The organism is Rheinheimera texasensis (assembly GCF_964031785.1).
GTDB classification, from domain to species: Bacteria; Pseudomonadota; Gammaproteobacteria; order Enterobacterales; family Alteromonadaceae; genus Pararheinheimera; species Pararheinheimera texasensis_A.
On record NZ_CAXIRE010000015.1, the window covers coordinates 257,433 to 281,748 of the forward strand.

Consider the following 24,316-nt stretch of genomic DNA (forward strand, 5'->3'; position numbering starts at 1 on the left):
AAGTGCCGGTAGTTTACTGTAAATTTTCAGCGTGGTCGATCACTGTACCTTCAGCTTCGCCCATCGTCACGCGCTTCAGTGCACCTGGTTTGTTCATGTTAAACACACGGATTTGCAGGTTGTGGTCACGCGCTAAAGTAAACGCCGCTAAGTCCATGACTTTTAACTCTTTTGACAGAACTTCATCATAAGTCAGGCTGGCATACAAAGTTGCCGTTGGATCTTTGACCGGATCAGCGGAATAAACGCCGTCTACTTTAGTTGCCTTTAATACCGCATCGGCTTCAATTTCAATGCCACGTAAACAGGCTGCAGAATCTGTAGTAAAAAATGGATTACCGGTGCCGGCAGAGAAAATCACCACGCGACCAGATTTCAGCAGGCTGATAGCTTCAGCCCAGCTGTAGTTGTCACAGACACCATTCAGTGGGAATGCACTCATCAGGCGGGCGTTGACAAAAGCACGGTGCAGCGCATCGCGCATCGCCAGGCCATTCATTACGGTCGCCAGCATACCCATGTGGTCACCGACCACGCGGTTCATACCAGCTTTGGCCAGGCCTTCGCCGCGGAAAATGTTACCACCGCCAATCACGATACCAACCTGAATGCCAAGTTCAACCAGCTCTTTGATTTCTGCGGCCATCCGGTCCAGCACTTTGGGATCAATGCCAAAGCCTTCATCGCCCATCAGGGCCTCACCACTGAGTTTTAACAGGATTCTTCTGTAGGTAGGTTTTGGATTGATGCTCATAGGATCCCCATTGTGCTGGTCAGTTAAATTCATAGAATGCAATGAAACAGCTGTGGCGAGACTTGCGGATGACCCGAAGTTTGCACAGGTTTCACTTAAAAAAAACCGCGGCTGGCAAGCCAGTCGCGGTTAGTGTAGTCGGTTTCAGCAGCATGCTGAAGCGCGATTATTTCTTCGCTGCAGCGATTTGAGCAGCAACTTCAGCTGCGAAGTCAGTTTCCTGCTTCTCGATGCCTTCGCCTACTTCCAGACGGATGAAGCTGACAGCTTTCGCACCGTGTTGCTTCAGGAAGTCACCAGTAGTGATGGCTGGGTCTTTCACGAATGGCTGACCTGTCAGAGAAACTTCGCCAGTGAACTTCGTCATCCGGCCAGCAACCATCTTCTCAGCGATTTCTTTTGGCTTACCGCTGTTGATAGCGATTTCGATCTGGATTTCCTGCTCTTTTGCTACAACTTCAGCCGGAACTGAATCTGGAGTCAGGAATGAAGGGTTGTTCGCAGCAACGTGCATTGCAACGTCTTTTGCGACTTCTTCGTTGCCGCCTTCCAGTACCACTAACACGCCGATACGGCCTGAGTGCGTGTACTGACCGATCACGTCGCCCTGTGCTACAGAGATACGACGGATAGCGATGTTTTCACCGATTTTGGCAACCAGTGTCGCGCGGGCTTCTTCAACAGTAGCGTCACCCAGAGAAGCAGCACTTAATGCTTCTACAGTGAACAGCTTGTTAGCGTGAGCCAGATCAGCAGCGGCATTTGCGAATGCCAGGAAGTTGGCGTCACGGCCAACGAAATCTGTTTCACAGTTAAATTCGATTGCAACTGCGTAACCGTTACCAACGCGAGTCAGTACAGTACCTTCAGCAGCGATCCGGCCTGCTTTCTTGGCAGCTTTGGCCTGACCGTTTTTACGCATTAATTCGATTGCGCCTTCGATATCACCGTTGGTTTCTTCTAAGGCTTTTTTGCAGTCCATCATGCCAGCGCCAGTGCGCTCGCGTAATTCTTTAACCATACCGGCAGTTACGGCCATGGGGAATTCCTCGTTTCAATCGGGTTAGACAAACAGGGGCTAAGCCCCTGTCAGATTAAAAGGTGAATGGGGTCAATCAGATGACAGACCCCATGCAGCTGTATTACTCAGCTGCAACGAAGTTGTCGGCTTCAGCCTGAACTTCGATGTTTTTATCACGGCCTTCTGCGATAGCAGCGTTTACGGCACTCAGGTACAGCTGGATAGCGCGGATCGCGTCATCGTTACCTGGGATAACAAAATCAACACCTTTTGGATCAGAGTTGGTATCAACGATAGAAACCACTGGGATACCCAGGTTGTTGGCTTCTTTGATCGCGATGTGTTCGTGGTCAGCATCGATAACGAACAGAGCGTCTGGCAGACCGCCCATATCTTTGATACCGCCTAAGCTCTTCTCCAGTTTGTCCATTTCACGGGTACGGTCCAGAGCTTCTTTTTTGGTCAGCTTGTCGAAAGTACCGTCCTGGCTCTGAGCTTCCAGGTCTTTTAAACGTTTGATGGACTGACGCACAGTTTTCCAGTTAGTCAGCATACCGCCTAACCAGCGGTGGTTGACGTAGTACTGATCAGCTTGTTTTGCAGCGTCTTTGATTGCTTCAGAAGCAGCGCGTTTGGTACCTACGAACAGGATTTTGCCTTTCTTCGCAGCCACTGACTGGATGAAAGTCAGTGCGTCGTTCATCATTGGAACAGTTTTTTCCAGGTTGATGATATGAACGCGGTTACGGGCGCCGAAAATGAAAGGCTTCATTTTTGGGTTCCAGTAACGGGTTTGGTGACCGAAATGTACGCCCGCCTGGAGCATATCGCGCATTGAAACTTTAGCCATTTGAGTAATTCCTTAGTAAGGGGTTAGGCCTCCATACACCCCATAAATCCGACTGAAGCATGCTTCAGCACCCCGGTTTATGTGACGATGTATGTGTGTTGTTTAACTTAAGTTTGGTTGTGCAATCTTGGCGCTGACTGATCTTTGCAGAATTTCGTCGGCTTTATTTGCCAAATTGCGGCGCGCTTTATACCATAGGTGCCCCGCAAACACAATGAATTGTGTAGTTTTACAGCAGAGAGAACCTGATGGCCGCCACGATCAAAACCCCGGAACAAATCGAAAAAATGCGCATTGCAGGCCGTCTGGCCGCAGAAGTGCTGGAAATGATCGAGCCTTATGTCAAACCGGGCGTGACGACTGGCGAGCTGGACCGCATTTGCCACGATTATATGGTGAATGTGCAAAAAACTATCCCGGCACCGCTGAATTACCACGGTTTCCCCAAATCGATTTGTACGTCGGTCAACCATGTGATTTGTCACGGTATTCCGGCGGATGACAAGGTGTTAAAAGACGGCGATATCGTCAATATCGACATTACTGTCATTAAAGACGGCTTTCATGGCGACACCTCCAAAATGTTTGTCGTCGGCAAACCCAGCATTCTGGCGGACCGGCTGATCCGTGTGACGCAGGAATGTCTGTATCTGGGCCTGAAAAAAGTCAAAAACGGCGCGCGCCTGGGCGATATCGGCCATGTGATTCAGGTTCATGCAGAAAAGCATAACTACTCGATCGTGCGGGAATATTGTGGCCACGGCATCGGTGAAATCTTCCATGAAGATCCGCAAGTGCTGCATTACGGCCGGCCAAACACCGGTGAGGTGTTAAAAACCGGCATGTGCCTGACGGTAGAACCTATGGTCAACGCCGGTGAGCGCCACAGTAAATTACTGAAAGACGGCTGGACGGTTGTAACGAAAGATCGTAGTTTATCCGCTCAGTTCGAGCACACTATTGTGGTGACGGACACGGGTTGTGAAATTCTGACGTTGCGATCAGATGACACTATTGAGCGGATCCTGACAGCGGACGCCTGAGCGCAGTCCCTGTCAGCACAGGGTAACAGCGCATGACAACGGCTATGGTCTTTGAAAAAACAGTCCCGGGCCAGTTTACCCTCGACGGTTATAAAAAACATTTCTGTGACTTTCTCGACTGGCTGAAAGTCGCTTCCGCCACGCAAAGTGTGGCCACGCTGGTACGGGCCCGTGCCCGTTTTATCGATGAAGTGCTGCAGCAGCTGTGGCGCCATTATCAGCTGCATCAGCACAAAGGCCTGACGTTAATCGCGGTGGGCGGTTATGGCCGCGGCGAACTCCACCCCTACTCCGACATTGATTTGCTGATCCTGACCGAATCGCGCTTAAGCCGCGAGCAGCAGGAACAAATCGGCCAGTTTGTCACTATTTTGTGGGATTTACGCCTCGAAGTTGGTCACAGCGTCCGCACTATCAAAGAAACCCTGACGCTTGGCCGTGACGATATCACTATCGCCACCAACCTGATGGAAATGCGCTTTCTCAGCGGTAATCAGCAGTTATTCGAGCAGCTGGCACTGGAAGTCAGCAAAGACAGTTTCTGGCCGAGTAAAGACTTCTTTCAGGCCAAACGCCACGAACAACAAGGTCGCCACGCACAATATCACGGTACTGCTTACAACCTGGAACCAAATTTAAAAGCCAATCCGGGCGGGCTGCGTGATATTCAGACCGTCGGCTGGGTGGCGAAAAAACACTTCCGCACCCGCACCATGCGCGAACTGGTCGCGCATCACTACCTGACCGAAGATGAATATCAGGAGCTGATGGAATGTGAGGCCTACCTGTGGCAGATGCGCTTTGCACTGCATCTGGAAGCCGGCCGTAATGAAAACCGTATTTTGTTTGATTATCAGCCAGCCGTGGCCCGCTGGCTCGGTTTTGGCGATGACGGCAAAGCCTCAGTCGAACGGATGATGAAACGCTTTTTCCGTACTGTGCAGCGCGTCAGCGAACTGAACGAAATGCTGTTACAGCACTTTGAAGGCAACATCCTGAAAAGTCACAGCAAGTTCAAGGTACAAAAACTTGATGATGTGTTTGAGCAACATGGTCATTTGATTTATGCCACCGATAAAGCCGTGTTCGCCCGGCGCGAAAATATTCTGAAACTGTTTTGGCATATCGCCGAACAACCGAATATCCAGGGCATCCACTCCGAAACGCTGCGGCTGCTGCGCCAGGTGCGGCGTCGGCTGATGGGCGATTTGCAGGATTATCAGGGTTGCCGTGATTTGTTTATGGCGATCATCCGACACCCGCAGGGCATGGACCGTGCTATTACGCTGATGCACCGCCATGGCATTCTGGCGGCATATCTTCCAGCCTGGCGTAATATTGTCGGCCAGATGCAGTTTGATCTATTTCACGCTTACACGGTCGATGAGCATACGCACCGTTTGCTGAAGAATCTGCATCGTTATACTGAACCGGAATTTGCCAACGAATTCCCGCTTTGTACTGATATCGTTAAACGGCTGGAAAAACCGGAACTGCTGTATTTAGCCGGCATTTTCCACGATATCGCCAAAGGCCGGGGTGGCGACCACTCCGAGCTCGGCGCCATCGACGCCCGCGAGTTTGGCAAAATGCACAAACTCAGTGAATTTGATACCAAGCTGATTGTCTGGCTGGTCGAGCAACATCTGCTGATGTCGGTCACAGCGCAGCGCCGGGATATTCACGATCCTGCCGTGATCGCCGAATTTGCCGACAAAGTTCGCGACGAAACCCGACTGAATTATCTGTATTGCCTGACACTGGCCGACATCCGCGCCACTAACGACAATCTGTGGAATGACTGGAAAGGCTCGTTGCTGCGTGAGCTATATCTCGGCACACAAAAAGCGTTCCGCCGTGGTCTGGAAAAACCGATGGACCTGCGCGACCAAATCCGCGAGCACCAGACCGAAGCCTTGCGTCTGCTGGCTGAAATCGGCATCACCGAAGATAAAGTGCTGCCGTTGTGGGCCAAATTTAAAGCTGATTATTTTGCCCGTTATAATCCTAAGCTGATTGCCTGGCACAGCGAGCACTTACTGGCGCATGCGGATTTCAGCAAGCCGTTGGTGTTAGTCAGCCCCACCGCCATGCGCGGCGGCACGCAGATCTTTGTGTATACCGCTGACCAGCCGAAGCTGTTTGCCCGGATGGTCGCGGCGCTCGACAGCAAAAAAGTCAGCATTTTTGATGCGCAAATCATGACGAATAAAGATGGTTATGCCATGGATACTTTTGTTGTGCTGGAGCAAAACGGCAATGCCGTGACGTCCACCTCACGCATTCAAAGCATCAAAAAGGCATTGGAGCAAGCGATTGGCCAGCCGGAACTTCTGCTCAATGCTAAGGTCAGGATTAACAAGCAACTAAAAGCATTCCACGTGCCGCCGAAGGTGGTGTTTTTGCCCGGCAAAAATAAACACCGCACTATGTTGGAACTGGCGGCGCTGGATATGCCGGGTTTATTGGCGACTATTGGTCAGGTGTTTGCACAGTGTGATATCAACATTCACGCCGCGAAAATCACCACCATCGGCGAGCGCGCCGAAGACTTTTTTATGATTTCAACCCGCGAGGACCAGGCATTGTCAGCTGATGAGCAGGCAAATTTACGCCGGGTCCTGGTGGAACAACTCACCGATGTTACAGAAGGCTGAAGAAAGACCATGTCTGATTTAAAAAGCATTATCGAGCAAGCATTTGAAGACCGCTTGTCGATCACTCCATCCACCGTCAGTGACGAAGTCCGCCAGGCCGTCAACAACGCTATCGCCCTACTCGATGCTGGTCAGGCCCGCGTTGCCGAGAAGATCTCCGGCGAATGGGTAACCCACCAATGGCTGAAAAAAGCGGTGCTGCTGTCATTTCGTATCAATGACAACCAGGTGATGGACGGCGCGGAAAACCGTTTTTTTGACAAAGTGCCGATGAAATATGCCAGCTACAGTCATGAACAGTTTGTCGCTGAAGGCGTGCGTGTCGTGCCACCTGCGGCTGTGCGTAAAGGCAGCTATATTGCGAAAAACGTGGTGTTGATGCCGTCGTACGTCAACATCGGCGCTTATGTCGGTGAAGGCACTATGGTGGACACCTGGGCAACAGTAGGTTCTTGTGCGCAAATCGGTAAAAACGTGCACTTGTCCGGCGGTGTCGGCATCGGCGGCGTGTTAGAGCCGCTACAGGCCAATCCTACGATCATTGAAGACAACTGCTTTATCGGCGCCCGTTCTGAAGTGGTTGAAGGTGTGATCGTCGAAGAAGGCGCGGTGTTGTCGATGGGTGTTTACATCAGCCAGTCGACGCGGATTTTCGACCGTGAAACCGGTGAAATCACTTATGGCCGTGTGCCGGCGGGTGCCGTAGTTGTGCCAGGCTCCATTCCGTCTAAAGACGGTACGCATAGCCTGTATGCGGCGATTATCGTGAAAAAAGTTGATGCCCAGACCCGCGCCAAAGTAGGCATTAATGCCCTGCTGCGCAGTATTGATTAATCAGGTCAATCGACAGAGCCCTGCAGACCGCGGGGCTTTTTTTTTGCCCGTAGTTTCGCCGCTGATGTAACGAACAGCCGCAGCCTAATACTGAAGCCATTCATTGCGTGCGAATCACTGGCGCCACATAAAAAAAGCCCGCTGAGGGAGGGACAGCGGGCTTTGACAATCACTTATTGTAAGGTACAGCAAACAGCGTGCACTTTATGCAAGCGCAGGCTGTTTTAACTCATCAGAAGTCCAGAGACACGCCAAGCCGGATTTGACGTGGAGTCTGGAACGAGTTCGCCATGCCATAGAATTGGTTCTGAGTACCGGAAACGGTCTCGCCCAGTTCGTTGACTGACTGAACTTGTTGAGTATCCAGTACGTTGAACATGTCTAAGCTGACACGGCCTTGTAACTGGTTGTAAGTAAAGGCGTAAGACACTGACGCATCTAAGTTAAACAGCCAAGGAGTTTCACCTTTAGAACCGCGTGGGTTAAAGATGTAAGTCTTGGTTGTTGAGTTGTAGACGTAGTATGTGTCACCGTAACCTGGTTGTGGGATCGGGCTGTTCACCGGGAAGCTCAGACCACGCATAGACACCGGACGACCTGAAACCAATGAAGAGTTCAGACCTACGCTCCAGTTATCAGTCAGTGAGTATGAACCATACAGTTTAAACGCATGACGACGGTCGTTTGGCAGGTTACCGTTTGAACCTTCAGCACTGGCTTTGAAGTCCAGGAATGAAGATACGCCGGTATCTGTCTGATAGTTATCAGAGTTTACGCCGCCTTCGTTGTTACCGTAGCTATGTGACCAGACGTATTGTGCAGTCCATGACAGGTTTTCTGAACGGTGAGACAGTTCGAACTGAACCGCAGCATAATCACGTTTACCTTCTGGTAAACCCAGTTCCTCAGCTGAATAGTATTTCACTGAGCCCGGATCTACTTTACCGTCACCGTTTTCGTCTTTACCGAAGGTATGACCTTTACCTGGGTTAAACAGTGTACAGATGTTACCGTCACCCGTTGGGTCGATTTCGCGGTCACAGTAGTCATCACCCATGTTGTCAGTAGTACGGTAAGTACCACGCACCATTGCGGTATATTCTTCGTTCAGTTCACGTTGGTAACCCAGGATATACTCAGTGACAGATTGCGCTGAATACTCAGGAGCTGCTGACAGAATTGGATCTGGGATAGCACCAGTACCATTGATGTGCGTATCTAACAGTGTCAGGCCAGTCGGCGTGTTGTTGGCTGAATTGATACCGGTGAAACGGTAATATTCAGTCACGTCGCGGATACCAGACGCTGTACGGTAGTTAGTATTCACCGGAATTGGGAAGAAATACTTACCGTAGTTCGCGAATACTTTAGAGCTGCCATCGCCGTTTGGATCGTAAGTCAGACCCAAACGTGGTGCGATCTGGTCATCCAGTTCTACGAAGGTGACACCAGTTTTGCCTTTGTTCTCAGCAACGTCTGAACGTACGCCGATAGTCGCAAACCATTGTTCGTTAATAGTCCACTGATCTTCCACGTAAATTGCGTAGTTTTCAGTAGAGAATGCACCACCACCGGCAAACACACGTTTAGACACATAGTCATGCGCTGCGGTAGTGTTGTTTGTGTAGTTTGTACCACCAATGGTCGCACCAGCAGCAATAGTGTTGTACGCATAGGTACCGTCACCGGCCGGAGCTGTGATGTGGTTGGCTTTGATTTCTTCGCCGTCATAGCCGAAACGTAATAAATGGCCATCCATGAATGCCCATTCAAAGTCAATCCGGCGGATTTCACGTTCGATTTCGTTGCTGTCGATACCAGTGCCTGAACCACAAGACAACAGTGGGTTCGCCTGGTTTGGCCGTGAGTCAGTAACTGAAGGACATTCTGTGTTACCTGGGATCACGCTCGATTCAGTTTTGTAGGTACCAACCATGGCCGATACGTTAAACGTCTCGCTGAAAGTACCACTATAACTTAATGAACTGCTGGTACCACCTTCTTGAATCTCGTCCGAGAAAATCCGATTTGAAGGTGTAGTGACAGTGTCTGTCAGTGCGTTGTAGTTGACCTGAGTGCGGTCACGGCTTTGGTCATTTGAGAAACCAAACAGGGATAAACGATGTGAATCGTTAATTTCCCAGTCTAATTTACCGCCCCAGAATGCGTCATTGCTGTCCGTTTCGCGCCAGCGGTTGGTTGCGGTAGTACGGGCGTTTGATGCATAAGCTTCGTTACGTTCAAAACTACGTGGGTTGTAGATAGCGTAGAAGAACAGCTTGTCTTTGATGATTGGACCCGCTGCAGAGATAGTCGCGTTGGTTTCAGTGTATTTGTTTTTAGTAGTATCGCGGAATACAGCGCCAGCGTAGTTGGTCAGCTCAGTACCATCACCCAGATAGTCTGGTTGATAATAAGCAGTTGCACCGAATTCAAACTCGTTAGTACCTGACTTAGATACTGCGTTAATCACACCACCGGTTGCGCGACCGTACTGGGCTGAATAACCGCCGGTTTTCACCTGGAATTCTTTATAGAATTCAAACGGGATAGAACCGCAACCCAGGCCTTTGTCTGGATCTGTGACGTTCATGCCGTTGATATAACATACGTTTTCTGCAACAGACGAACCAGAGAAAGAAGCCAGGTTACCGAACTGTGATTCACCTTTAATGGTGCCCGGCGCTAACAGGGCAACTGATGTGATATCACGGCCAACCGGTAAACGGTCAAACTCTACTTCACCGATAGTCAGACCTGAGTCAGCGCTGGTTAAATCCACAGCTGACACGCGGGCACCCGTCACTTCAATGCGTTCAACGCCTGACGGCGCGCCTAAATCAAAACGGGCATTCGCAGTGCCGCCAACAGTCACGCGGACTTTTTGCTGACCGGCTAAAGTGCCATTTTTTGTCACGACGATTTCATAATCACCGATGGCCAGCTGTGGAAAACGGAATGAGCCAGATGCATCAACCTGAATTTCACGGCTAAAACCAATGCTTGGGTTTTTGATAGTGACTGTGTAACCACTGGCCGGAACACCAGAAATCGCACCTATTACTGTACCTGTAGAGCCTGCAGCGGACGCTGCACCAGACATACCAAGGATTGTCGACACCGCCAGCGCAGCCAGCGAGCGCTTGAAGCGCCATGTTCCATTGTTGGATTTCATTATTTCTTATTCTCCAATTTGTTGTTATCCAGGAACTTTCCGTTCCTCTACTACTATTACCATGAACAGACAGTTTCTGTATATCAACAAAATACCCATAGCAGGCACTGAAAAAGACAAAAAAAATGAAAATTCCGCGTAAAATTTCCATTCAAATTACAACTATTCACAAATAAGGTAAGAAATTGCCACGAAAATTGGCTTAACCTGGTACCTTTCCTTGAGACCACCACACCTGTAAGTTTATGTATATAAAAGTTTTTTTCCATTAGCCCCGTGCATGAGTACAGATGAAGCAAAAAAATTGATTTATATTAAATTTCTTATTTATTTATTATTATTTAACATAAAAGCATTTACTGAACTGAGACCAATTAACATAAATTTGCGATATTCGGTTTAAACGAATCGGAACTCAGTCTGAAACTGATAAAATATGGTCTTTCATTCACTGAAAACCGTTATTCGCCAGCTTAATCCTGCCGGATTGCTAACAATCGGGCGTCTAGGGCAGATAAGGCGCTGCTTGCGGCAGCTTCATCAAAACAAAAGCCTAGTTGCGACAACACGGCAGCAAAATCGCGCAAGGCGGCATGGACCACCACATCTTGATCAGTGACCGGATGCCGGAAACACAAACGGGCCGCATGCAACATCAAACGTTTACAGTTAAATTGCTGACGAAATAATTGATTGTGCTTGCCGTCGCCGTGGGTGGTATCACCGACAATCGGATGAAATAAGTGCTCGCAGTGGCGGCGCAACTGATGTTTGCGCCCGGTTAATGGCTGCAAGGCTAATAAGCTGTAGCGGGCAGTTGCATAACGTCCTACCGCGTACGGTAATTCAATGTGCTCGAGCGGCCAGATGGCTGATTGTGCAGCTTGAGCAGCTTTATCCGTGCGGGCAAATTTATCGGCAATAGCATCCAGCTGCTCTTTTAATGCATAGTCCAGCAGTAACGGCTCTTTCAGATGACCGCGCACCACAGCCAGATAAGCCTTCTGCCAAAGATGTTGCTGTTCACTCATTTGTCTCGCAATGTCAGAGGACAACGCAAACAACAGGACTCCAGAGGTTGGCCTGTCCAACCGGTGCAGCGGGAACACATGCTGACCGAGCTGGTCGCGCAAACGCTGCAGCACAAATTCAGTTTCGTGTTTGTCCAGAAAAGAGCGGTGCACCAGCATACCGGCTGGTTTATTCACGGCAACCAGCCATTCGTCCTGATAGAGGAGCTCCAGGGGATGCTTAAACTCAGACTCTTGCAATGCTTTGCTCCCGTTTGCCACTGAGTAATTCATCCAAATCGCCGAGCAGATTGATCAAAGGAAAGGCCGCAGTGCCTGATTCAGCAAAAGCAATTTCGGCGATGGGGCAGATGCTGATTTGTGCAGGCAGCGGCAATTGCGCATCGATAAGCGCCTGCATCCGTGGCAGCAAAACATATTGCAGCCATTGCTGCAGCGGCATGGTATCGCAGCAAAATGGCGCCTGACTGGCAAGTGCTGTGGCACTTGGCGGCGTAGCAGTCCACCACTGTAAATGACACAACTCAGCCTGGATCGCCAACAATAAGTGTTGAGTCTGTTGATACTTCATCTGAAACTCCCCGCATCAAAGGCCGCGGATTTTAGCACAAGGCTTGCTTTTGCAGTTCATCAGCCACATGATCGCAACCAGGAGGAACTAATATGAGTTCAATTGCAGTATTACTGGCGCTGATGCTGGTCGCTTATCTGTTTTTAATGCAACGCCGGCAGGACGAACGCGCCACAGCATTGGCCCGACAGCTTTGTCAGCAGCAGCAAGTACAATTTTTGGACTGTGCCAGAGATGGTCATCGTTGGGTAAAGCTCAATCAACGTAAAGGCTTACGGACTTTGTACCTGATTGATTTCAGCGGTGATGGAGAAAGCCGTTACCAGGCCGAGCTCTGGATGAAAGGTCTGCGTCTGGCTGACTTTAAACTACCGCCGTTTCGGGTCTGATGCCGCTAAGCTGGCGGCCAGGCGTCCAGTGAGAAACTCAGCATACATCACCCAGTCGCCAACCAAACTGTAAACCGGATAACGGAAGGTCGCTGGCTTGTTGTGTTCAACAAAAAAATGCCCCACCCAGGCGAAGCCATAACCGGCAACAGGCATCAGCCAAAGTAACTGCCACTCGGCACTGAAAATTGCGTATCCCAAGATGAACAATACCAGCGTACTGCCACAATAATGCAAAGCGCGACATAGTGGCCGCTGATGCTCCTGCAGATAATACGGATAAAAATCTCGAAAAGTTTTGAATGGTTGGCCTGACATCAGGATTCCTGCAGTTGTTGCCTTCTTCTGAACAGCAATTTACCGCTGACCTTCTGGAAGTCAAGTTGTCCGACCACCTTATACTGGTCCTGATGAAAAAAAGGCAGATATTTGTCCAGTGTGACAAAGACTCCAACGCCTTCAGATCCTGGATGCTGGTCAACCCAGTGATCAATAGCATTTAGGAAATGACTCATCGCATCAGGATGATAATAAGCGGGATTACGTGCTATAAACGCCAACATATGGTAGGAAGCGGCTGGCATCGCTTCGTGGACTTTTTTCTCTTTATCCAGCATTTGCCGGCTGGATAAGTAGCCCGCAGTCAACAACATCTTCAGCCGCCAGTGCCACAAACGTTCGCCCTGAAACCCGGCGTCAGGTTCAGTCAGACAGGCTACCCCCAGCAGTTGCTCATCACAAAACAAGCCCAGTACCGGTTGTTGTTTATCCCAAAAAGTGGCTAGTTCTTCCCGGATAGCGGCACGTAAACGGGCTTCGAAATCTGGCTTATCGGCTTGAAAAATCTGCATAAATAACGGGTCGTCATGATATGCACTGTAGAGAATGGAACTAGCTTGTCGGAGTTGTTCAGCGTTGAGTTGCTCGATACGGCACTTGGAGAAATCCAGCGATATATTACGGTTCATGCCACGCCCCTTGTGATTAGTTCACTGACGATAGCAGGGCAAAACAGAACTGCAAGTTTGCACTGGCATCAGGGCAAAGGAAAAAGCCGGGGGACGGTTCTGTCAAATCTCCCGGCTTTTCTGTGGATCGTCGCTTTTACAGATTCTGGTAGGCTTTGTCGCCCCAACCGACTAACAGACCACGTTTAAAGATCAGTGCAGTGCATTCATCTTTGCTGGTCATACCGTCACTGTGACTGTGGTGGGTGCGGTAGAACAGCACTTCTACGGTTTCGCCTTGTTTATTAAAAGACTCACTGAATGCTGGCGTGCCTAGATTCTGTCTGACAGCACCAATATCAGTGCCGGTTTTTAATGCGCTGACATAGTTCTGGTTGTATTGCTGAGTTTTTCGCCAGTTATTACCGTCATCATCATCGTCAAAATCGTCATTTCCTACTGCTACAACACACCCGGATAAACTGCTGATCACTGCAACTGCGGCGATTAATTTGAAGAATGCATGCATAATTGTTTTCCTTTTATTTCAATAACAATTCGGTAGTTGAATTGATGTTTCCGAACAGCAAGGTGAGTGCCAACTTTTAAAGTCATACTAATCAATAGCTTACTATGAATCGCTCGCGAGATATCAAAATAAAGTGGTAAATTAAACCACTAATTAGCCAATGTAACGAAATTTAATGAGCACATTACTGAGCAGAATTAGCATTGTCGCCAGCCAACTACAGCAGGAAGGCAAATCACCGAGTCTGGCGCTGGTCAGGGCCCGTTTAGGTGGTGGAATCAACCCGAGTGAACTGTTCAGCGCTTACCAAAGCTGGCGTGCACAAGGCAGTCCAATCCAACAAGGACCGGAGCAACCGGCAACCGCAGCAGCACTACCGACAACCAACGCGACACCAGACTGGCAGACCGATATCGACAGGCTCGAACACAAGCTGGATTTAATCCTGCAGCTGTTACAGAGCAAAAACTGATGTTCGCCGCGGATTTAGCGTTCAGGGTCATCGGTGATACCAGCTATGACGCCGCCGAAGCGGCCATTCGTCGTTATCTGGAAGCGCTGATTTTTCAGGGCCAGATCCTTGGCCGCGAATTTCCGACTGTGCTGCAGCAGGATCATTTTGTCAGCCGGGTTTTGCTTCCTGCTCAGGATGCACTGTTGATGGCCCATCACAGCGATGCAGGCCGGCAAGCGCTGCACGCATTGCAGCAGGCGGGGCTGGCGTATCCGAAAGCAGAAATCGCCGGTGTCGACCTGATGTCGAATCACACCGATCCCTGCCCGAGCGCAGAGCAATACATCCTGTATTGCCGCTTTGCCCAAATGAATTCAGTGCTTTACTGTGCCGAGCATTTTGCGCCTGTGCCCTTGTACCATTTTGGCACAAGCTCCGGTTTTGAGGATTTGATCCGCTGGCAGCTGCAATATCAGGCGCTGGACGAAGTTCAGATGCAGCAGAACAGTGTGTTGCTCAAACCCGCTGAACGCGCATTGCAAAATTTTGGTAGTCAGCTTAACCGTCAGGGCCGCGCTTTTGCCCGTGGTATCAGCCAGCGCATCGCTAAACCGGTGTATTACGCTTTGTATCGGGGCAGCAGCACTGACTGTGCAGCAGAACAACAACGCCGCTGTCCGGGATGTGGTGATGACTGGCTACTGTCCGACCCCTGGCATCAACGCTTTGACTTTCGCTGTGACCGCTGTTTGCTGGTCAGCAACATCGCGTGGCATTGTCAGGGATAATTGCTGTTTCAAGCAGGCTGCAGCTGGCGCAAAAAGCTCAATAAGTCTGGCGCCAGCAGCTGTTTGACTTCCTGCCCGGTGTGTTCCAGAAAAACTTCACCACTGCTGTTGAGCACCGACAACATCGTATCTTCCTCGTCGGTCACGGCAAAAAATAACGTCTCCCGTTGCTTCAGCCGGCGCTTCATCAGCACATGGGCGATTAAGTTCTGTTGTAAGCGGACAAAATCGCCCGGATGCCAAAGTAACAAAAGACTGGCAGGGCCACGTGGATGAGCCACCGGCAGATCTGCTCCCCACAATGTGGCGTAGAACTCTTTGATGGATGGATGCAACGGCAGATCCAGGCCTTGTTCAATACCGGCAAAATCAAGCGGCTGCGTTTGCGCGACCGGCCACCAGGCGACTTGTTCGTCGGTGACTTCGCCAAACTGTGCTGGCGATAATTCGGCCGGATCGGCCCAGGCCTGCCATTGTTCGCCGCGTTGCCGTGCCAAAGCCTCGGATTGTTGTGCCAATTGCAGTAACTGCTGCTGTAACTCGGACATCGATATACGCTTCCTGTGATAAACTGGGCAAAGTTGCCTTCTGATCATTTTATGCTTTTCGGATCTATCATGACAAAACAAACTGAAGCCGCCCTGGCCCATCTGAGCCTTGGCAAAGTGACGGCTTATGCCGATCAATATGATGCCGGCTTGTTGCAACCGGTGCCCCGCCAGCTGGCGCGCGATGCGATAGGCCTGCCGGCGGATGCAGCGCTGCCATTTGTCGGTCATGATGTCTGGCACGGGTATGAATTGTCCTGGCTTAACAGCAAAGGTAAACCCATGGTGGCTTTGCTGACGGTGACAGTACCTTTTGACTCGGATAACCTGATTGAGTCCAAATCTTTTAAGCTGTACTTAAATAGTTTTAACCAAACCCGCTTCCGGGATATCAGCCAGGTTTATCAAACCATGCAGCAGGATTTGTCCGCCTGCGCCGGCAAGCCTGTGGCCGTGACCATTCATCATGTCAACGAACTGGTGGCGTTTCAGCCAACCTGGATCCCGGGGCGTTGTATCGACGAGCTGGATATCGAAATCAACCAATATCAGTATGACGGTGCATTATTGCGGCTGGCCGAGCCCGGCCACATTGTCGAAGAAAAATTACATTCTCATCTGCTGAAATCAAATTGCCTGATCACCTCGCAGCCGGACTGGGCCAGCGTGTATATCCACTACAAAGGCCCGGCCCTTTGCCACGAAAGCCTGCTCAGATACCTGATTAGCTTCCGTCAGCACAATGAATTTCATGAGCAATGTGTAGAACGCATTTATACCGATATCTGGCGTCTGGCGACACCCGAATTTCTGGCGGTATATGCCTGTTATACGCGCCGTGGTGGCCTGGATATTAATCCACTGCGAAGCAGCATTCCCTACACACCGCCGAATATTCGCCTGACCCGGCAATAACATTCTGGATTCTGCATAGCAAAAAGCCCGCTGCGCGGGCTTTTTCAGTTGTCTTCTCGATTATTTGGCCGCCGGTAAATCCATGCCAAGCCAGGCCTGATAATACGCTTTTTGCTGACGGCTGGGTTTGGCCACTGGCGTAATTTGCCAGTTGCCGGCCGGCTGCGTCTGCGGTGTCAGCTGGCGTTCCAGCAACCGGCCATCGCGGAACAGCGTCAAGGTCACAGCGCTGCCAGCCGGGAAATCTTTTAACCGTTCCGCCAGTTCTGTTTGCAGCTGCAAGCCGTTGACTGCGATGATCTGATCGCCGACTGACAAATCAGCTAACCAGGCCGGCGAGCCGCGCTCGACTTTGGTCACTTCAGCCAGGTCTTTCTGCGCCTGCACCGTCAGCCCACTGAAGGGTTCAGTAGATTTGGGTTTGACCAGCTGTAGACCCGCCGCTTTTAGCAGCGCGTCAGCGTCCAGTTCCAGCGGGCTTTCCACCTGCGCGGCCCAGAACTCTTGCAGCGGTTTTCCGGTTAAATCCAGCGCAATCTGCTGCACATCAGCAGCGGTAAAAGCGGTGGTTTTACCAAAACGCTGATATAACTCATTGTGTAAAGTGCGGTAATTGGCCTTTAACCCACTGTTGCTTAACAGGAAATTGTCCAGCATCCAGCTAACCAGATAACCTTCGCTGTAAATGTTCACACTGAAATTATCCGCATGGTCACCACCCAGACTAATCCAGTTATCAAAACTGCTTTGCGCCACGGACTGAATTTCACGTCCTGGTGTGCGGGCAAACCGTTTTAAGCGCTTGGCAAGGTCAGTATAAAACTCTTGCGGCGTCATCAGGCCGGCCCGCAACAGCAACTGATTCTGGAAATAACTGGTGGAGCCTTCCGAGATCCACAGCAGTTTGCTGTAGTTCGGCTGCAAATAGTCGTACGGCACCAACTCTGCCGGCCGGTAGGCTTTGACGTTCCAGGTGTGGACCAGCTCATGCGCCGCAGTCGACAGGAATTCCAGGTAATGTTCACGTTTGCGGAAGCTGAAACGATCACGTTGGATCACCGTCGAGTTCAGATGTTCAGTGGCTCCCCGCGCGCCCGTCGCGGCATGCACGATAAACAGGTAATTCTGGTACGGATAACCCTGCCAGATGCTGCTGGCCTGCATGACAATTTTCTGCAGATCTTTGACGGTTTGCGCCGTATCGAAATTGCCCTGTCCCCAGAACACTACTTCATAGTCACGGCCATCAGCTTTAAAACTGAAACTCTGATGGATGCCGGTTTCAATCGGCGAATCGGCTAACACATCATAATCTGCCGCTTGAAAACTGTGCGCGCCGGTCCGTGTCATGCCGGAGGTACTGCGCCAGTTCGCCGGCACCTGCAAACTGACAGTCACCGGTTCTTTGCGCTGCGCTTCGTGGTACATCAGGTAAGCCGACGCATTGATATAAGCATGAGTGTCATCAATATGTCGGGTACGCTGATTGAGTTCGTTGGCGTAAACCTGATAGCGCACCTCGATAGTCCCGGCCGTCGGCACTTGCAATTGCCAGGTGCTTTTTTCGGTTTTTTCTACCTGCAGCGGTGCGCCATCCACTAAACGCGCTTCAAAGCGGCGCACGCCGTTGGCCAAATCAAGAATTTGATATTTGCCGCTGCGCCAGGCCGGTAGTTTCAGGTCAAATGGGCCGGCTTGCGTTGCAGGCAAGCGGATGGTGACGTCGGCAAGATGTTGATCAGGCTCTGTAATACTGATCTGATAATCGACAGCGGCGCTGGCGAATAAAGGACACAACAATACTAAAAAAGCAAAATAGCGCATAAAGACTCCGTTTTTTCCCCAGCCTAAGCAATAAAACCGCACGAAACCAGCCCTTTGCGTTGAAGGTGGCAAATTTCACTGCCAAAACTTTTGTAACCCAACATGTAATATTACAAAATAACTTTTACTTTCGAATCGAAATATGATTAAATGAAATCCGTTGGTGCCAGACACATCAACCCAACCGAATGCTTGACTTAATGCTGATACAGGAAAGTTGTTATGAACATGCTTACCGCTGCTGAAGAGCAAACCTGGTTACCCTACTATCTGACAAAAAAATAATTCGTGCTGTCATCGAACAGCCGAGATGAATAAAGCCGGTGACTGCAGAGTCCCGGCTTTATTTATTTCTGCCACTTACATGTTTCGTTTCGAAAGATAGTCAATGCAGAACACAACTCATCAGCTACCGGTAAAAACAACATATTGAATCTGCGAAAAAAACCAGAGGGCAAACCAGCTCTGAACCTGCTTATTTTTGACTGTGCTTTTTGCGCATAAGCGATATACTTAGCCCAGCCTTCTTCGCCGATACTGACGGGAACATCTGAGTCGTGGATTCCGAACAATCTCTGAAACAACAACTGGCCACTGCCGTGAAAGCCCGCAAGCAGCTGGAAGACACCTACGAGAGTCAATTTGTCATTTTGACGCAGTTTGTCGCCAGATTGTCGCTGGTGTGCAAAGGTATTGATGTTGAACTGGACAACCGCCTCGCGCGTTTGCGGCAACAACTGGGGAATGGTACAGATCTGGAAAAACTGTTACCGCAAATTGATGCGACAACAGAACATCTGAAAACCCTGGAAAGCCGGCAACAACAAGAAGTTCGCAAAGCACAACTCACCATCAGTGAGGCCGGAAAACTGCTGCAGAAGCAACGGGGTCTGCCTAATCAGCTCAGACGTGATTTGCGGGATTTGTTATCACGGGTCGAAGAACCTGCACCAACCATTCATGCCTACATTCCGCACTTAACGCATCTGACCGAACTGTACCAACTGGCATTAAATGCCAAACAAAGTCTGGATTTACAGGAGATTAGCGACAGTACCCGCTATGAAGTCATTTGCCGGCAGATCTCGGTAGAACTGACTAATCTGCTCAGTGAACTGGCATTTGAAGGCACATATGCTAACGCTATTAATGCGATTCGGATCAGCCTGCTCGGCGACCTCAGTATCGAAAAACTGCTGGAAGCCTGCCTGCGTACCATCGAAATCATCATTTCCAGCATCAATGAAGAGCGGCAGTCGGCACAGCATTTCCTGCTGAAACTCAATGATGCACTGAACAGCGTACAAAACTCGCTGGTGTCGTCACTGAAATCGACCAATAACATCCGCGAAAAGATGGCACAGCTTAATCAACAGATTGAGCAACAAATCAGTATGTTAAGCCACGACACGCAATCTGCCACTTCGCTGGAGCAATTACAGCTATTGGTCACTGATAAATTAAATACGCTAAGCAACTCTTTGAAAGACAAGGAAAGTCTTGAAAGACAAGAGCGTGAAATTCTGCTGGTCTCTGTCAAAGAAATGGATAGCCGCTTAAAAGAACTGGAAGATGAAGCCCGCCAGTTCAAAAAGCGCCTGGCAGAACAGAAATTCCGCAGCTTGCAGGATGCGTTAACCGAGTTACCTAACCGCGCGGCTTTTGATGAACGCTTTGAGCTGGAACTTAAACGCAGCCGGCGTTATAACACGCCGCTGTCTATCGTACTGGCGGACGTCGATCACTTTAAAACGATTAATGACACTTATGGTCACAGTGCTGGCGACAAAACTTTGAAAGTCATCGCAAAAGCGCTGAAACAAAGCATGCGGGAAGCTGATTTTATTGCCCGTTATGGTGGCGAAGAATTTATTTTGCTGTTTCCGGATACGCCGCTGGAGCAACTGGAAACCCCGCTGAATGTGTTACGGGAAAAAATAAAACGCATTCCGTTTAAATTCAAAGATACCAAAGTTGTTATCTCAATATCATTCGGGGCCACCCAACTCAAGCCGACAGATGAAGGGCGTGAAGCCTTTGACCGTGCCGATGAAGCGCTATACGACGCCAAACGTCAGGGGCGTGATCAGGTCGTGCTGAAATCCTGAACCCGCCATGCAGGTCCCCGTGCCGTCCAAGGAGAGCAAGATGCATGTACAGTTAAACCCGTTAGGTGCGATGGATTTGTTGTCACAGCTGGAAGTTGATCAGCTGAAGCAACATGCCCACAGTGAAACTTTTAAATTATTCCGCAACTGTTGCCTCGCCGTGCTGAATGTTGGTAGTCATACCGACAGTTCTGCTGAGATCTATGACCAGTTTAAAGACTTCGCAGTGAATTTAATTGCCAGAGAACGTGGCATCAAAATTGAGCTGTTTAACCCGCCGGCCGGCGCTTTTGTGGATGGCGAATTGATCAAAGGCATCCATGAGCATTTGTTCGCAGTGCTACGCGACATTCTGTTTTATCATACTCGCCTGGGCGCTGACGAAAAACGGCTGGATTTGCATAACAGCGAACACATCACCCATACCGTGTTTGATATTCTGCGCAACGCTCAGGTCATAGCTCCAGGTGCAACACCAAATATGATCGTGTGCTGGGGTGGACATTCCATCAACGAAACTGAATACAAGTACACCAAAGAAGTGGGATATCAGCTTGGTCTGCGTGGGCTGGATATCTGTACCGGTTGTGGCCCCGGCGCGATGAAAGGCCCGATGAAAGGCGCCACTATTGGTCACGCCAAACAACGCATCAGCACAGGCCGTTACCTGGGGCTAACCGAACCCAGCATCATTGCCGCCGAACCGCCAAATCCTATCGTCAATGAGCTGGTGATCCTGCCGGATATCGAAAAACGGCTGGAAGCTTTTATCCGCTCCGCCCACGGTATTATTATTTTCCCAGGTGGCGCAGGGACTGCGGAAGAATTGCTGTATTTGCTTGGGATCATGCTGCACGAGAAAAACCGCCAGCAGGTTTTACCGGTGATCCTGACAGGTCCGAAACAGAGCGCTGCTTATTTCACTGAATTACAAAGTTTTATCGAAAAAACTCTGGGCAAAGCCGCTTTGGATTTGTTTGAAGTGATCATTGATGACCCGGTGGCGGTTGCACAAAAACTGAAACAAGGCTGTCAGAATGTTCGTCAGTACCGTAAATCTGTCGGCGATGCCTATCATTTTAACTGGACACTGCAAATCGATGATGACTTCCAACATCCGTTTGCGCCAACCCACCAGAATATGGCGGGTCTGAATCTGCATCTTGAGCAGGACAAAGCCCGACTGGCAGCCAATCTGCGGCGGGCATTTTCCGGCATCGTCGCTGGGAACGTTAAAGATGAAGGCATCAGAGCTATCAGCAAGCACGGTCCTTTTATCCTGTCCGGTGAGCCAGGACTGATGGAACTGATGGACAACCTGCTGGAAGCCTTCGTGGCACAGGGGCGGATGAAACTGCCCGGCAGTAAATATATCCCCTGCTATCAAATCAGCCGCTAAACAAAGCACCCGTCGTTTGAAGCTTCCACTCCGGCGTATTAACGCGCCGGAGTGCTGTGGCCCCTGTATATTGGTTATTGCCCGGGCTTCGCGCCGCTTTATGTGCTGATCACAGTAATGCTGAGACAGCATGATGCAACTTGGCAGATTTTTTGTATGGGAGGTCTACACATGACAACTGAAACAGCAGGAAAATGTTTGCTTCTGATTGCTGGTTACCCAATCGCGGTGGTGCCGTGATGAAAATGTATCTGCGTTGGGGATTGCTCGCGGCTTTGCTGGTAGCGTTCTATCCGCTGGCAACCTGGTTGGCACTTAATATCTATCAGGATGATCCGGATTCTATGGCCTGGACCGATCGCGAAGCTTATAACCGAAAATTTATCAGCAACTTAGCACCGAACTCCACAGTGACTCAGGATCAAATCAGACAAAAACTCGGTGGACCCGATATCACTGAAGCCTATCAACTGGGCGCCGATCTGTATCAGCTGGCCTATTACCGCACGCAAAGAGACATATCCGACGGCATTACCACGAAAACCGAATGTACCGCGCTGCTTTATCTGAACCGCCGGCTCATTGCGGTCGGTGATACCGCGCTGCAACAATTCCGCCAATCTCAACCGGCCAGGCCCTGAACAAAATGAGTCAGGCCGTCGAGCAGCTAAATAGTCTATATCAGTACCTGCAACGCTTGTATCCGCAGGCGCAGACGCTGCTCAGCACTGGCCGCTTTCAACTCGCCTGTGAACAGATAGCGCCAAAGTTCTGTCAGCTTTATCAACAGCAGCCGGCGTTGCTGCAGGCTCAGTTAGCCCTCTCCTCTGCGGGTCATCCGCCTATTGCGAATTTAGCGATGAAACAGGCCGTGCTGATCCTGACGCTGGCGCAACATGGTCGCTGGCCGCTGGCGCTGCAGGAACAGTTGCTCAGTGCCAGTTTTGCCGCGTTAAGCGGTCTGACGCCGGACATGTTCAGTAAAGACTTTGCCCAGCCACAATTGTTTGCAGACCCATGGCTGTTAACAGTGCGGCGTCATCAGCAGCAGTTACCTGCCGTCTGGCTGCAACTCTTTGCCAGCTGTTGCCGGTTACGCCAACAGGTCCCGATCTGGCAGCAGAACCCGCTGGCAGCAGTCCTGGTGCTGGTCTATCAACTCAGTTCGCCTCTGGTCGCGCCTGATACCGCCGGTAAGATCGGGTTTGAAACACTGTTTCGCCAGCAGTGGCGTCAGGCAAATCCACTGACCCAGCAGTTACTGACCTTGCTGAGTCATAGCGGCGCGGCATTGCATCAGCTCGGCCGTTTTTGTAGCGACAGCATCGGTGTCGTGGCATTTATCACCGAAGCCGAACCGGATTTAAAAGGTTATTTGTTTGACCTGAATTTAAAAAGCCTTAGTGCAGCTCCAACAGAACTGACAGGATCCGGCCTGCAGCTGTTACCCCCCAAAGTCTGCCGTGATCCGGCCTGGTTAACACTTTTAGTGCGGCAAGCACGCGACATGCTGGAAACCGCTGATCCGGAACCTATGTCTTTGGCATTGATCCAGCAACTCAATCCGGAATGGCCGGTCAGCCGTCAGGTCAGTTTTCTGCAAAGCCACCCTGCCTTTTGCCAGTTGTTATGCCAGGCGGCGTCACAACTAAGCCGTCAGCAGAGCGTCATCACAGATGTGCGGCATGCACTGGCATTGATCGGTACTGAACAATTACCGCTGTTGTTGCGCCAATCCTGGCTGGCACAACAAACAGCCTTATGTGCCCAACCCTGGCGGGAATGGTTCAAAGAGCTGGAACAAGTGTTACAGCAAGCACTGGGGTTGTTGGCACAACAGACCAAAACTCTGGATTTATCGGTGCCGCAAAGCCGGTTAATGGCGGCTTGTGTCAGCCTGCAGCTACAACAGCATGATGAACTCCGGCATCAACCACTGCATCGCGATGCCCGGCCCGCACAGTCGCTGGCCACGGCATGCCGCAAACTGCTGTGGCAACAGCCCGACAGTCTGCAACAAATAGCTCAGTTGCTGGCCGCCACCGGCTTTGGCCTGCTCTGGCAGGACGCTGTGCTGCAATTTCGCAGTCCGGTCGGCCTGCAAGCCGACTACAGCCAGCAGCAAAGTGCTCAACTGTTAATTCAGTTGAGTTGGACCCTGACCGAACTGTACTTTTTTGGCAGCACCACAGCACCGGCACAGCTTGAGGCACTTTATAAAAATGCACGCCATGCCCTTGATTTACCTGCAATTCCATTAAGCGAATGGTTGCAGCAACTGACGCAACATTGTACCGCATTTTGGCCACTCCAGCCCAAACTGTAGTTTTCTTTCATCATTTTCCGCTATATCCATTATAAATACGACTTATAGCTCCACTGCCTTGCCATTCTGGTAACGAATAACGAAAAATGCTATAGTCGCGCCGTTCCGCCGGAGTCCAGACCTCAGACCAGAGGCTCAGCAGAGCCCAAGACT

Annotated in this window: 22 protein-coding genes; 11 read left to right on the forward strand and 11 right to left on the reverse strand. The window is 50.4% G+C overall.

Going from position 1 to position 24,316, the window contains the following annotated elements:
* Positions 1–13: 13 nt before the first annotated feature.
* From pyrH to rpsB, 3 genes are all read right to left on the reverse strand, one after another.
* Positions 14–754, reverse strand: a complete 741-nt coding sequence (gene pyrH, locus ABNT34_RS05750) for a UMP kinase (RefSeq protein WP_208932338.1) — start codon at positions 752–754, stop codon at positions 14–16.
* A 166-nt stretch (positions 755–920) separates the two neighbouring features.
* Positions 921–1,793 (reverse strand): translation elongation factor Ts, encoded by an 873-nt coding sequence (tsf, locus tag ABNT34_RS05755; RefSeq protein WP_031571619.1) that lies wholly within the window; start codon positions 1,791–1,793, stop codon positions 921–923.
* Between the two features lie 103 nt (positions 1,794–1,896).
* Complete coding sequence (gene rpsB / locus ABNT34_RS05760; RefSeq protein WP_031571617.1) at positions 1,897–2,625, reverse strand: 30S ribosomal protein S2; 729 nt, start codon at positions 2,623–2,625, stop codon at positions 1,897–1,899.
* A 248-nt stretch (positions 2,626–2,873) separates the two neighbouring features.
* Here rpsB and map point away from each other — a divergent pair, with 248 nt between their 5' ends.
* From map to dapD, 3 genes are read left to right on the forward strand one after another with little or no spacing between them, the layout of a single operon-like run.
* Positions 2,874–3,668, forward strand: a complete 795-nt coding sequence (gene map, locus ABNT34_RS05765) for a type I methionyl aminopeptidase (protein ID WP_348729626.1) — start codon at positions 2,874–2,876, stop codon at positions 3,666–3,668.
* Between the two features lie 32 nt (positions 3,669–3,700).
* On the forward strand, positions 3,701–6,325 hold the full coding sequence (gene glnD, locus ABNT34_RS05770) for a [protein-PII] uridylyltransferase (protein WP_348729628.1): 2,625 nt from the start codon (positions 3,701–3,703) through the stop codon (positions 6,323–6,325).
* A gap of 9 nt (positions 6,326–6,334) precedes the next feature.
* On the forward strand, positions 6,335–7,159 hold the full coding sequence (gene dapD, locus ABNT34_RS05775) for a 2,3,4,5-tetrahydropyridine-2,6-dicarboxylate N-succinyltransferase (protein WP_031571612.1): 825 nt from the start codon (positions 6,335–6,337) through the stop codon (positions 7,157–7,159).
* A 232-nt stretch (positions 7,160–7,391) separates the two neighbouring features.
* Here the strand turns inward: dapD and ABNT34_RS05780 are convergent, their stop codons facing one another.
* The 3 genes from ABNT34_RS05780 to ABNT34_RS05790 form a co-directional block, all read right to left on the reverse strand.
* Positions 7,392–10,334: a TonB-dependent receptor gene (locus tag ABNT34_RS05780; protein ID WP_348729630.1), complete on the reverse strand. Its 2,943-nt coding sequence runs from the start codon at positions 10,332–10,334 to the stop codon at positions 7,392–7,394.
* A 473-nt stretch (positions 10,335–10,807) separates the two neighbouring features.
* Positions 10,808–11,605, reverse strand: coding sequence for a tRNA pseudouridine(65) synthase TruC (gene truC / locus ABNT34_RS05785; protein ID WP_348729632.1), 798 nt, complete (start codon positions 11,603–11,605; stop codon positions 10,808–10,810).
* Complete coding sequence (locus tag ABNT34_RS05790; protein WP_348729634.1) at positions 11,592–11,936, reverse strand: YqcC family protein; 345 nt, start codon at positions 11,934–11,936, stop codon at positions 11,592–11,594. Before ABNT34_RS05790 ends, truC begins: the two co-directional genes overlap by 14 nt.
* 92 nt (positions 11,937–12,028) lie before the next feature.
* Here ABNT34_RS05790 and ABNT34_RS05795 point away from each other — a divergent pair, with 92 nt between their 5' ends.
* Entirely contained in the window at positions 12,029–12,325 is a 297-nt protein-coding gene (locus ABNT34_RS05795; protein WP_348729636.1) for a DUF3301 domain-containing protein, read from the forward strand.
* Here the strand turns inward: ABNT34_RS05795 and ABNT34_RS05800 are convergent.
* From ABNT34_RS05800 to ABNT34_RS05810, 3 genes are all read right to left on the reverse strand, one after another.
* A complete protein-coding gene (locus ABNT34_RS05800) occupies positions 12,305–12,643 on the reverse strand; it encodes a DUF962 domain-containing protein (protein ID WP_348729638.1) in 339 nt (112 codons plus the stop codon). The genes ABNT34_RS05795 and ABNT34_RS05800 overlap by 21 nt on opposite strands.
* Positions 12,643–13,293: a GNAT family N-acetyltransferase gene (locus tag ABNT34_RS05805; protein WP_348729640.1), complete on the reverse strand. Its 651-nt coding sequence runs from the start codon at positions 13,291–13,293 to the stop codon at positions 12,643–12,645. The genes ABNT34_RS05800 and ABNT34_RS05805 overlap by 1 nt, the downstream gene beginning before the upstream one ends.
* A 136-nt stretch (positions 13,294–13,429) precedes the next feature.
* On the reverse strand, positions 13,430–13,801 hold the full coding sequence (locus ABNT34_RS05810) for a DUF3192 domain-containing protein (protein WP_348729642.1): 372 nt from the start codon (positions 13,799–13,801) through the stop codon (positions 13,430–13,432).
* Positions 13,802–13,976: 175 nt separating this feature from the next.
* Between ABNT34_RS05810 and ABNT34_RS05815 the strand changes: the two genes are divergently transcribed.
* Entirely contained in the window at positions 13,977–14,273 is a 297-nt protein-coding gene (locus ABNT34_RS05815; RefSeq protein WP_348729644.1) for a hypothetical protein, read from the forward strand.
* On the forward strand, positions 14,273–15,043 hold the full coding sequence (locus tag ABNT34_RS05820) for a DUF2310 family Zn-ribbon-containing protein (protein WP_348729646.1): 771 nt from the start codon (positions 14,273–14,275) through the stop codon (positions 15,041–15,043). Before ABNT34_RS05815 ends, ABNT34_RS05820 begins: the two co-directional genes overlap by 1 nt.
* Positions 15,044–15,051: 8 nt before the next feature.
* On the opposite strand, the gene syd is transcribed toward ABNT34_RS05820, so the two are convergent.
* Positions 15,052–15,591 carry a SecY-interacting protein gene (gene syd, locus ABNT34_RS05825; protein WP_348729648.1) on the reverse strand — a complete coding sequence of 180 codons (540 nt, stop codon included), beginning with the start codon at positions 15,589–15,591 and terminating at the stop codon, positions 15,052–15,054.
* 69 nt (positions 15,592–15,660) lie between these two features.
* On the opposite strand from syd, the gene queF reads away from it, so the two are divergent.
* Positions 15,661–16,506, forward strand: coding sequence for an NADPH-dependent 7-cyano-7-deazaguanine reductase QueF (gene queF / locus ABNT34_RS05830; protein ID WP_348729649.1), 846 nt, complete (start codon positions 15,661–15,663; stop codon positions 16,504–16,506).
* A gap of 60 nt (positions 16,507–16,566) precedes the next feature.
* Here the strand turns inward: queF and ABNT34_RS05835 are convergent, their stop codons facing one another.
* Positions 16,567–18,330 (reverse strand): PDZ domain-containing protein, encoded by a 1,764-nt coding sequence (locus ABNT34_RS05835; RefSeq protein ID WP_348729651.1) that lies wholly within the window; start codon positions 18,328–18,330, stop codon positions 16,567–16,569.
* A 557-nt stretch (positions 18,331–18,887) separates the two neighbouring features.
* Here ABNT34_RS05835 and ABNT34_RS05840 point away from each other — a divergent pair.
* The 4 genes from ABNT34_RS05840 to ABNT34_RS05855 all read left to right on the forward strand — a co-directional run bounded on the left by ABNT34_RS05840 (position 18,888) and on the right by ABNT34_RS05855 (position 24,163).
* Complete coding sequence (locus ABNT34_RS05840) at positions 18,888–20,438, forward strand: diguanylate cyclase (protein ID WP_348729653.1); 1,551 nt, start codon at positions 18,888–18,890, stop codon at positions 20,436–20,438.
* Between the two features lie 40 nt (positions 20,439–20,478).
* Positions 20,479–21,837: a nucleotide 5'-monophosphate nucleosidase PpnN gene (gene ppnN / locus ABNT34_RS05845; protein WP_348729656.1), complete on the forward strand. Its 1,359-nt coding sequence runs from the start codon at positions 20,479–20,481 to the stop codon at positions 21,835–21,837.
* 194 nt (positions 21,838–22,031) lie between these two features.
* On the forward strand, positions 22,032–22,478 hold the full coding sequence (locus ABNT34_RS05850; RefSeq protein WP_348729658.1) for a DUF3192 domain-containing protein: 447 nt from the start codon (positions 22,032–22,034) through the stop codon (positions 22,476–22,478).
* Positions 22,479–22,483: 5 nt separating this feature from the next.
* Positions 22,484–24,163, forward strand: a complete 1,680-nt coding sequence (locus ABNT34_RS05855; protein WP_348729660.1) for a hypothetical protein — start codon at positions 22,484–22,486, stop codon at positions 24,161–24,163.
* The last annotated feature ends 153 nt before the right edge of the window (positions 24,164–24,316 follow it).

Excerpts from the sequence above, each read along its gene's own strand:
- ABNT34_RS05780 (WP_348729630.1), bottom strand. The coding sequence starts at position 10,334 with ATGAAATCCAACAATGGAACATGGCGCTTCAAGCGCTCGCTGGCTGCG.
- ABNT34_RS05850 (WP_348729658.1), top strand. The coding sequence starts at position 22,032 with ATGTTTGCTTCTGATTGCTGGTTACCCAATCGCGGTGGTGCCGTGATG.
- queF (WP_348729649.1), top strand. The coding sequence starts at position 15,661 with ATGACAAAACAAACTGAAGCCGCCCTGGCCCATCTGAGCCTTGGCAAA.
- pyrH (WP_208932338.1), bottom strand. The coding sequence starts at position 754 with ATGAGCATCAATCCAAAACCTACCTACAGAAGAATCCTGTTAAAACTC.
- ABNT34_RS05835 (WP_348729651.1), bottom strand. The coding sequence starts at position 18,330 with ATGCGCTATTTTGCTTTTTTAGTATTGTTGTGTCCTTTATTCGCCAGC.
- ABNT34_RS05795 (WP_348729636.1), top strand. The coding sequence starts at position 12,029 with ATGAGTTCAATTGCAGTATTACTGGCGCTGATGCTGGTCGCTTATCTG.
- dapD (WP_031571612.1), top strand. The coding sequence starts at position 6,335 with ATGTCTGATTTAAAAAGCATTATCGAGCAAGCATTTGAAGACCGCTTG.
- tsf (WP_031571619.1), bottom strand. The coding sequence starts at position 1,793 with ATGGCCGTAACTGCCGGTATGGTTAAAGAATTACGCGAGCGCACTGGC.
- rpsB (WP_031571617.1), bottom strand. The coding sequence starts at position 2,625 with ATGGCTAAAGTTTCAATGCGCGATATGCTCCAGGCGGGCGTACATTTC.
- map (WP_348729626.1), top strand. The coding sequence starts at position 2,874 with ATGGCCGCCACGATCAAAACCCCGGAACAAATCGAAAAAATGCGCATT.
- glnD (WP_348729628.1), top strand. The coding sequence starts at position 3,701 with ATGACAACGGCTATGGTCTTTGAAAAAACAGTCCCGGGCCAGTTTACC.
- ppnN (WP_348729656.1), top strand. The coding sequence starts at position 20,479 with ATGCATGTACAGTTAAACCCGTTAGGTGCGATGGATTTGTTGTCACAG.
- ABNT34_RS05790 (WP_348729634.1), bottom strand. The coding sequence starts at position 11,936 with ATGAAGTATCAACAGACTCAACACTTATTGTTGGCGATCCAGGCTGAG.
- ABNT34_RS05820 (WP_348729646.1), top strand. The coding sequence starts at position 14,273 with ATGTTCGCCGCGGATTTAGCGTTCAGGGTCATCGGTGATACCAGCTAT.
- ABNT34_RS05805 (WP_348729640.1), bottom strand. The coding sequence starts at position 13,293 with ATGAACCGTAATATATCGCTGGATTTCTCCAAGTGCCGTATCGAGCAA.
- ABNT34_RS05815 (WP_348729644.1), top strand. The coding sequence starts at position 13,977 with ATGAGCACATTACTGAGCAGAATTAGCATTGTCGCCAGCCAACTACAG.
- syd (WP_348729648.1), bottom strand. The coding sequence starts at position 15,591 with ATGTCCGAGTTACAGCAGCAGTTACTGCAATTGGCACAACAATCCGAG.
- ABNT34_RS05855 (WP_348729660.1), top strand. The coding sequence starts at position 22,484 with ATGAGTCAGGCCGTCGAGCAGCTAAATAGTCTATATCAGTACCTGCAA.
- ABNT34_RS05800 (WP_348729638.1), bottom strand. The coding sequence starts at position 12,643 with ATGTCAGGCCAACCATTCAAAACTTTTCGAGATTTTTATCCGTATTAT.
- ABNT34_RS05810 (WP_348729642.1), bottom strand. The coding sequence starts at position 13,801 with ATGCATGCATTCTTCAAATTAATCGCCGCAGTTGCAGTGATCAGCAGT.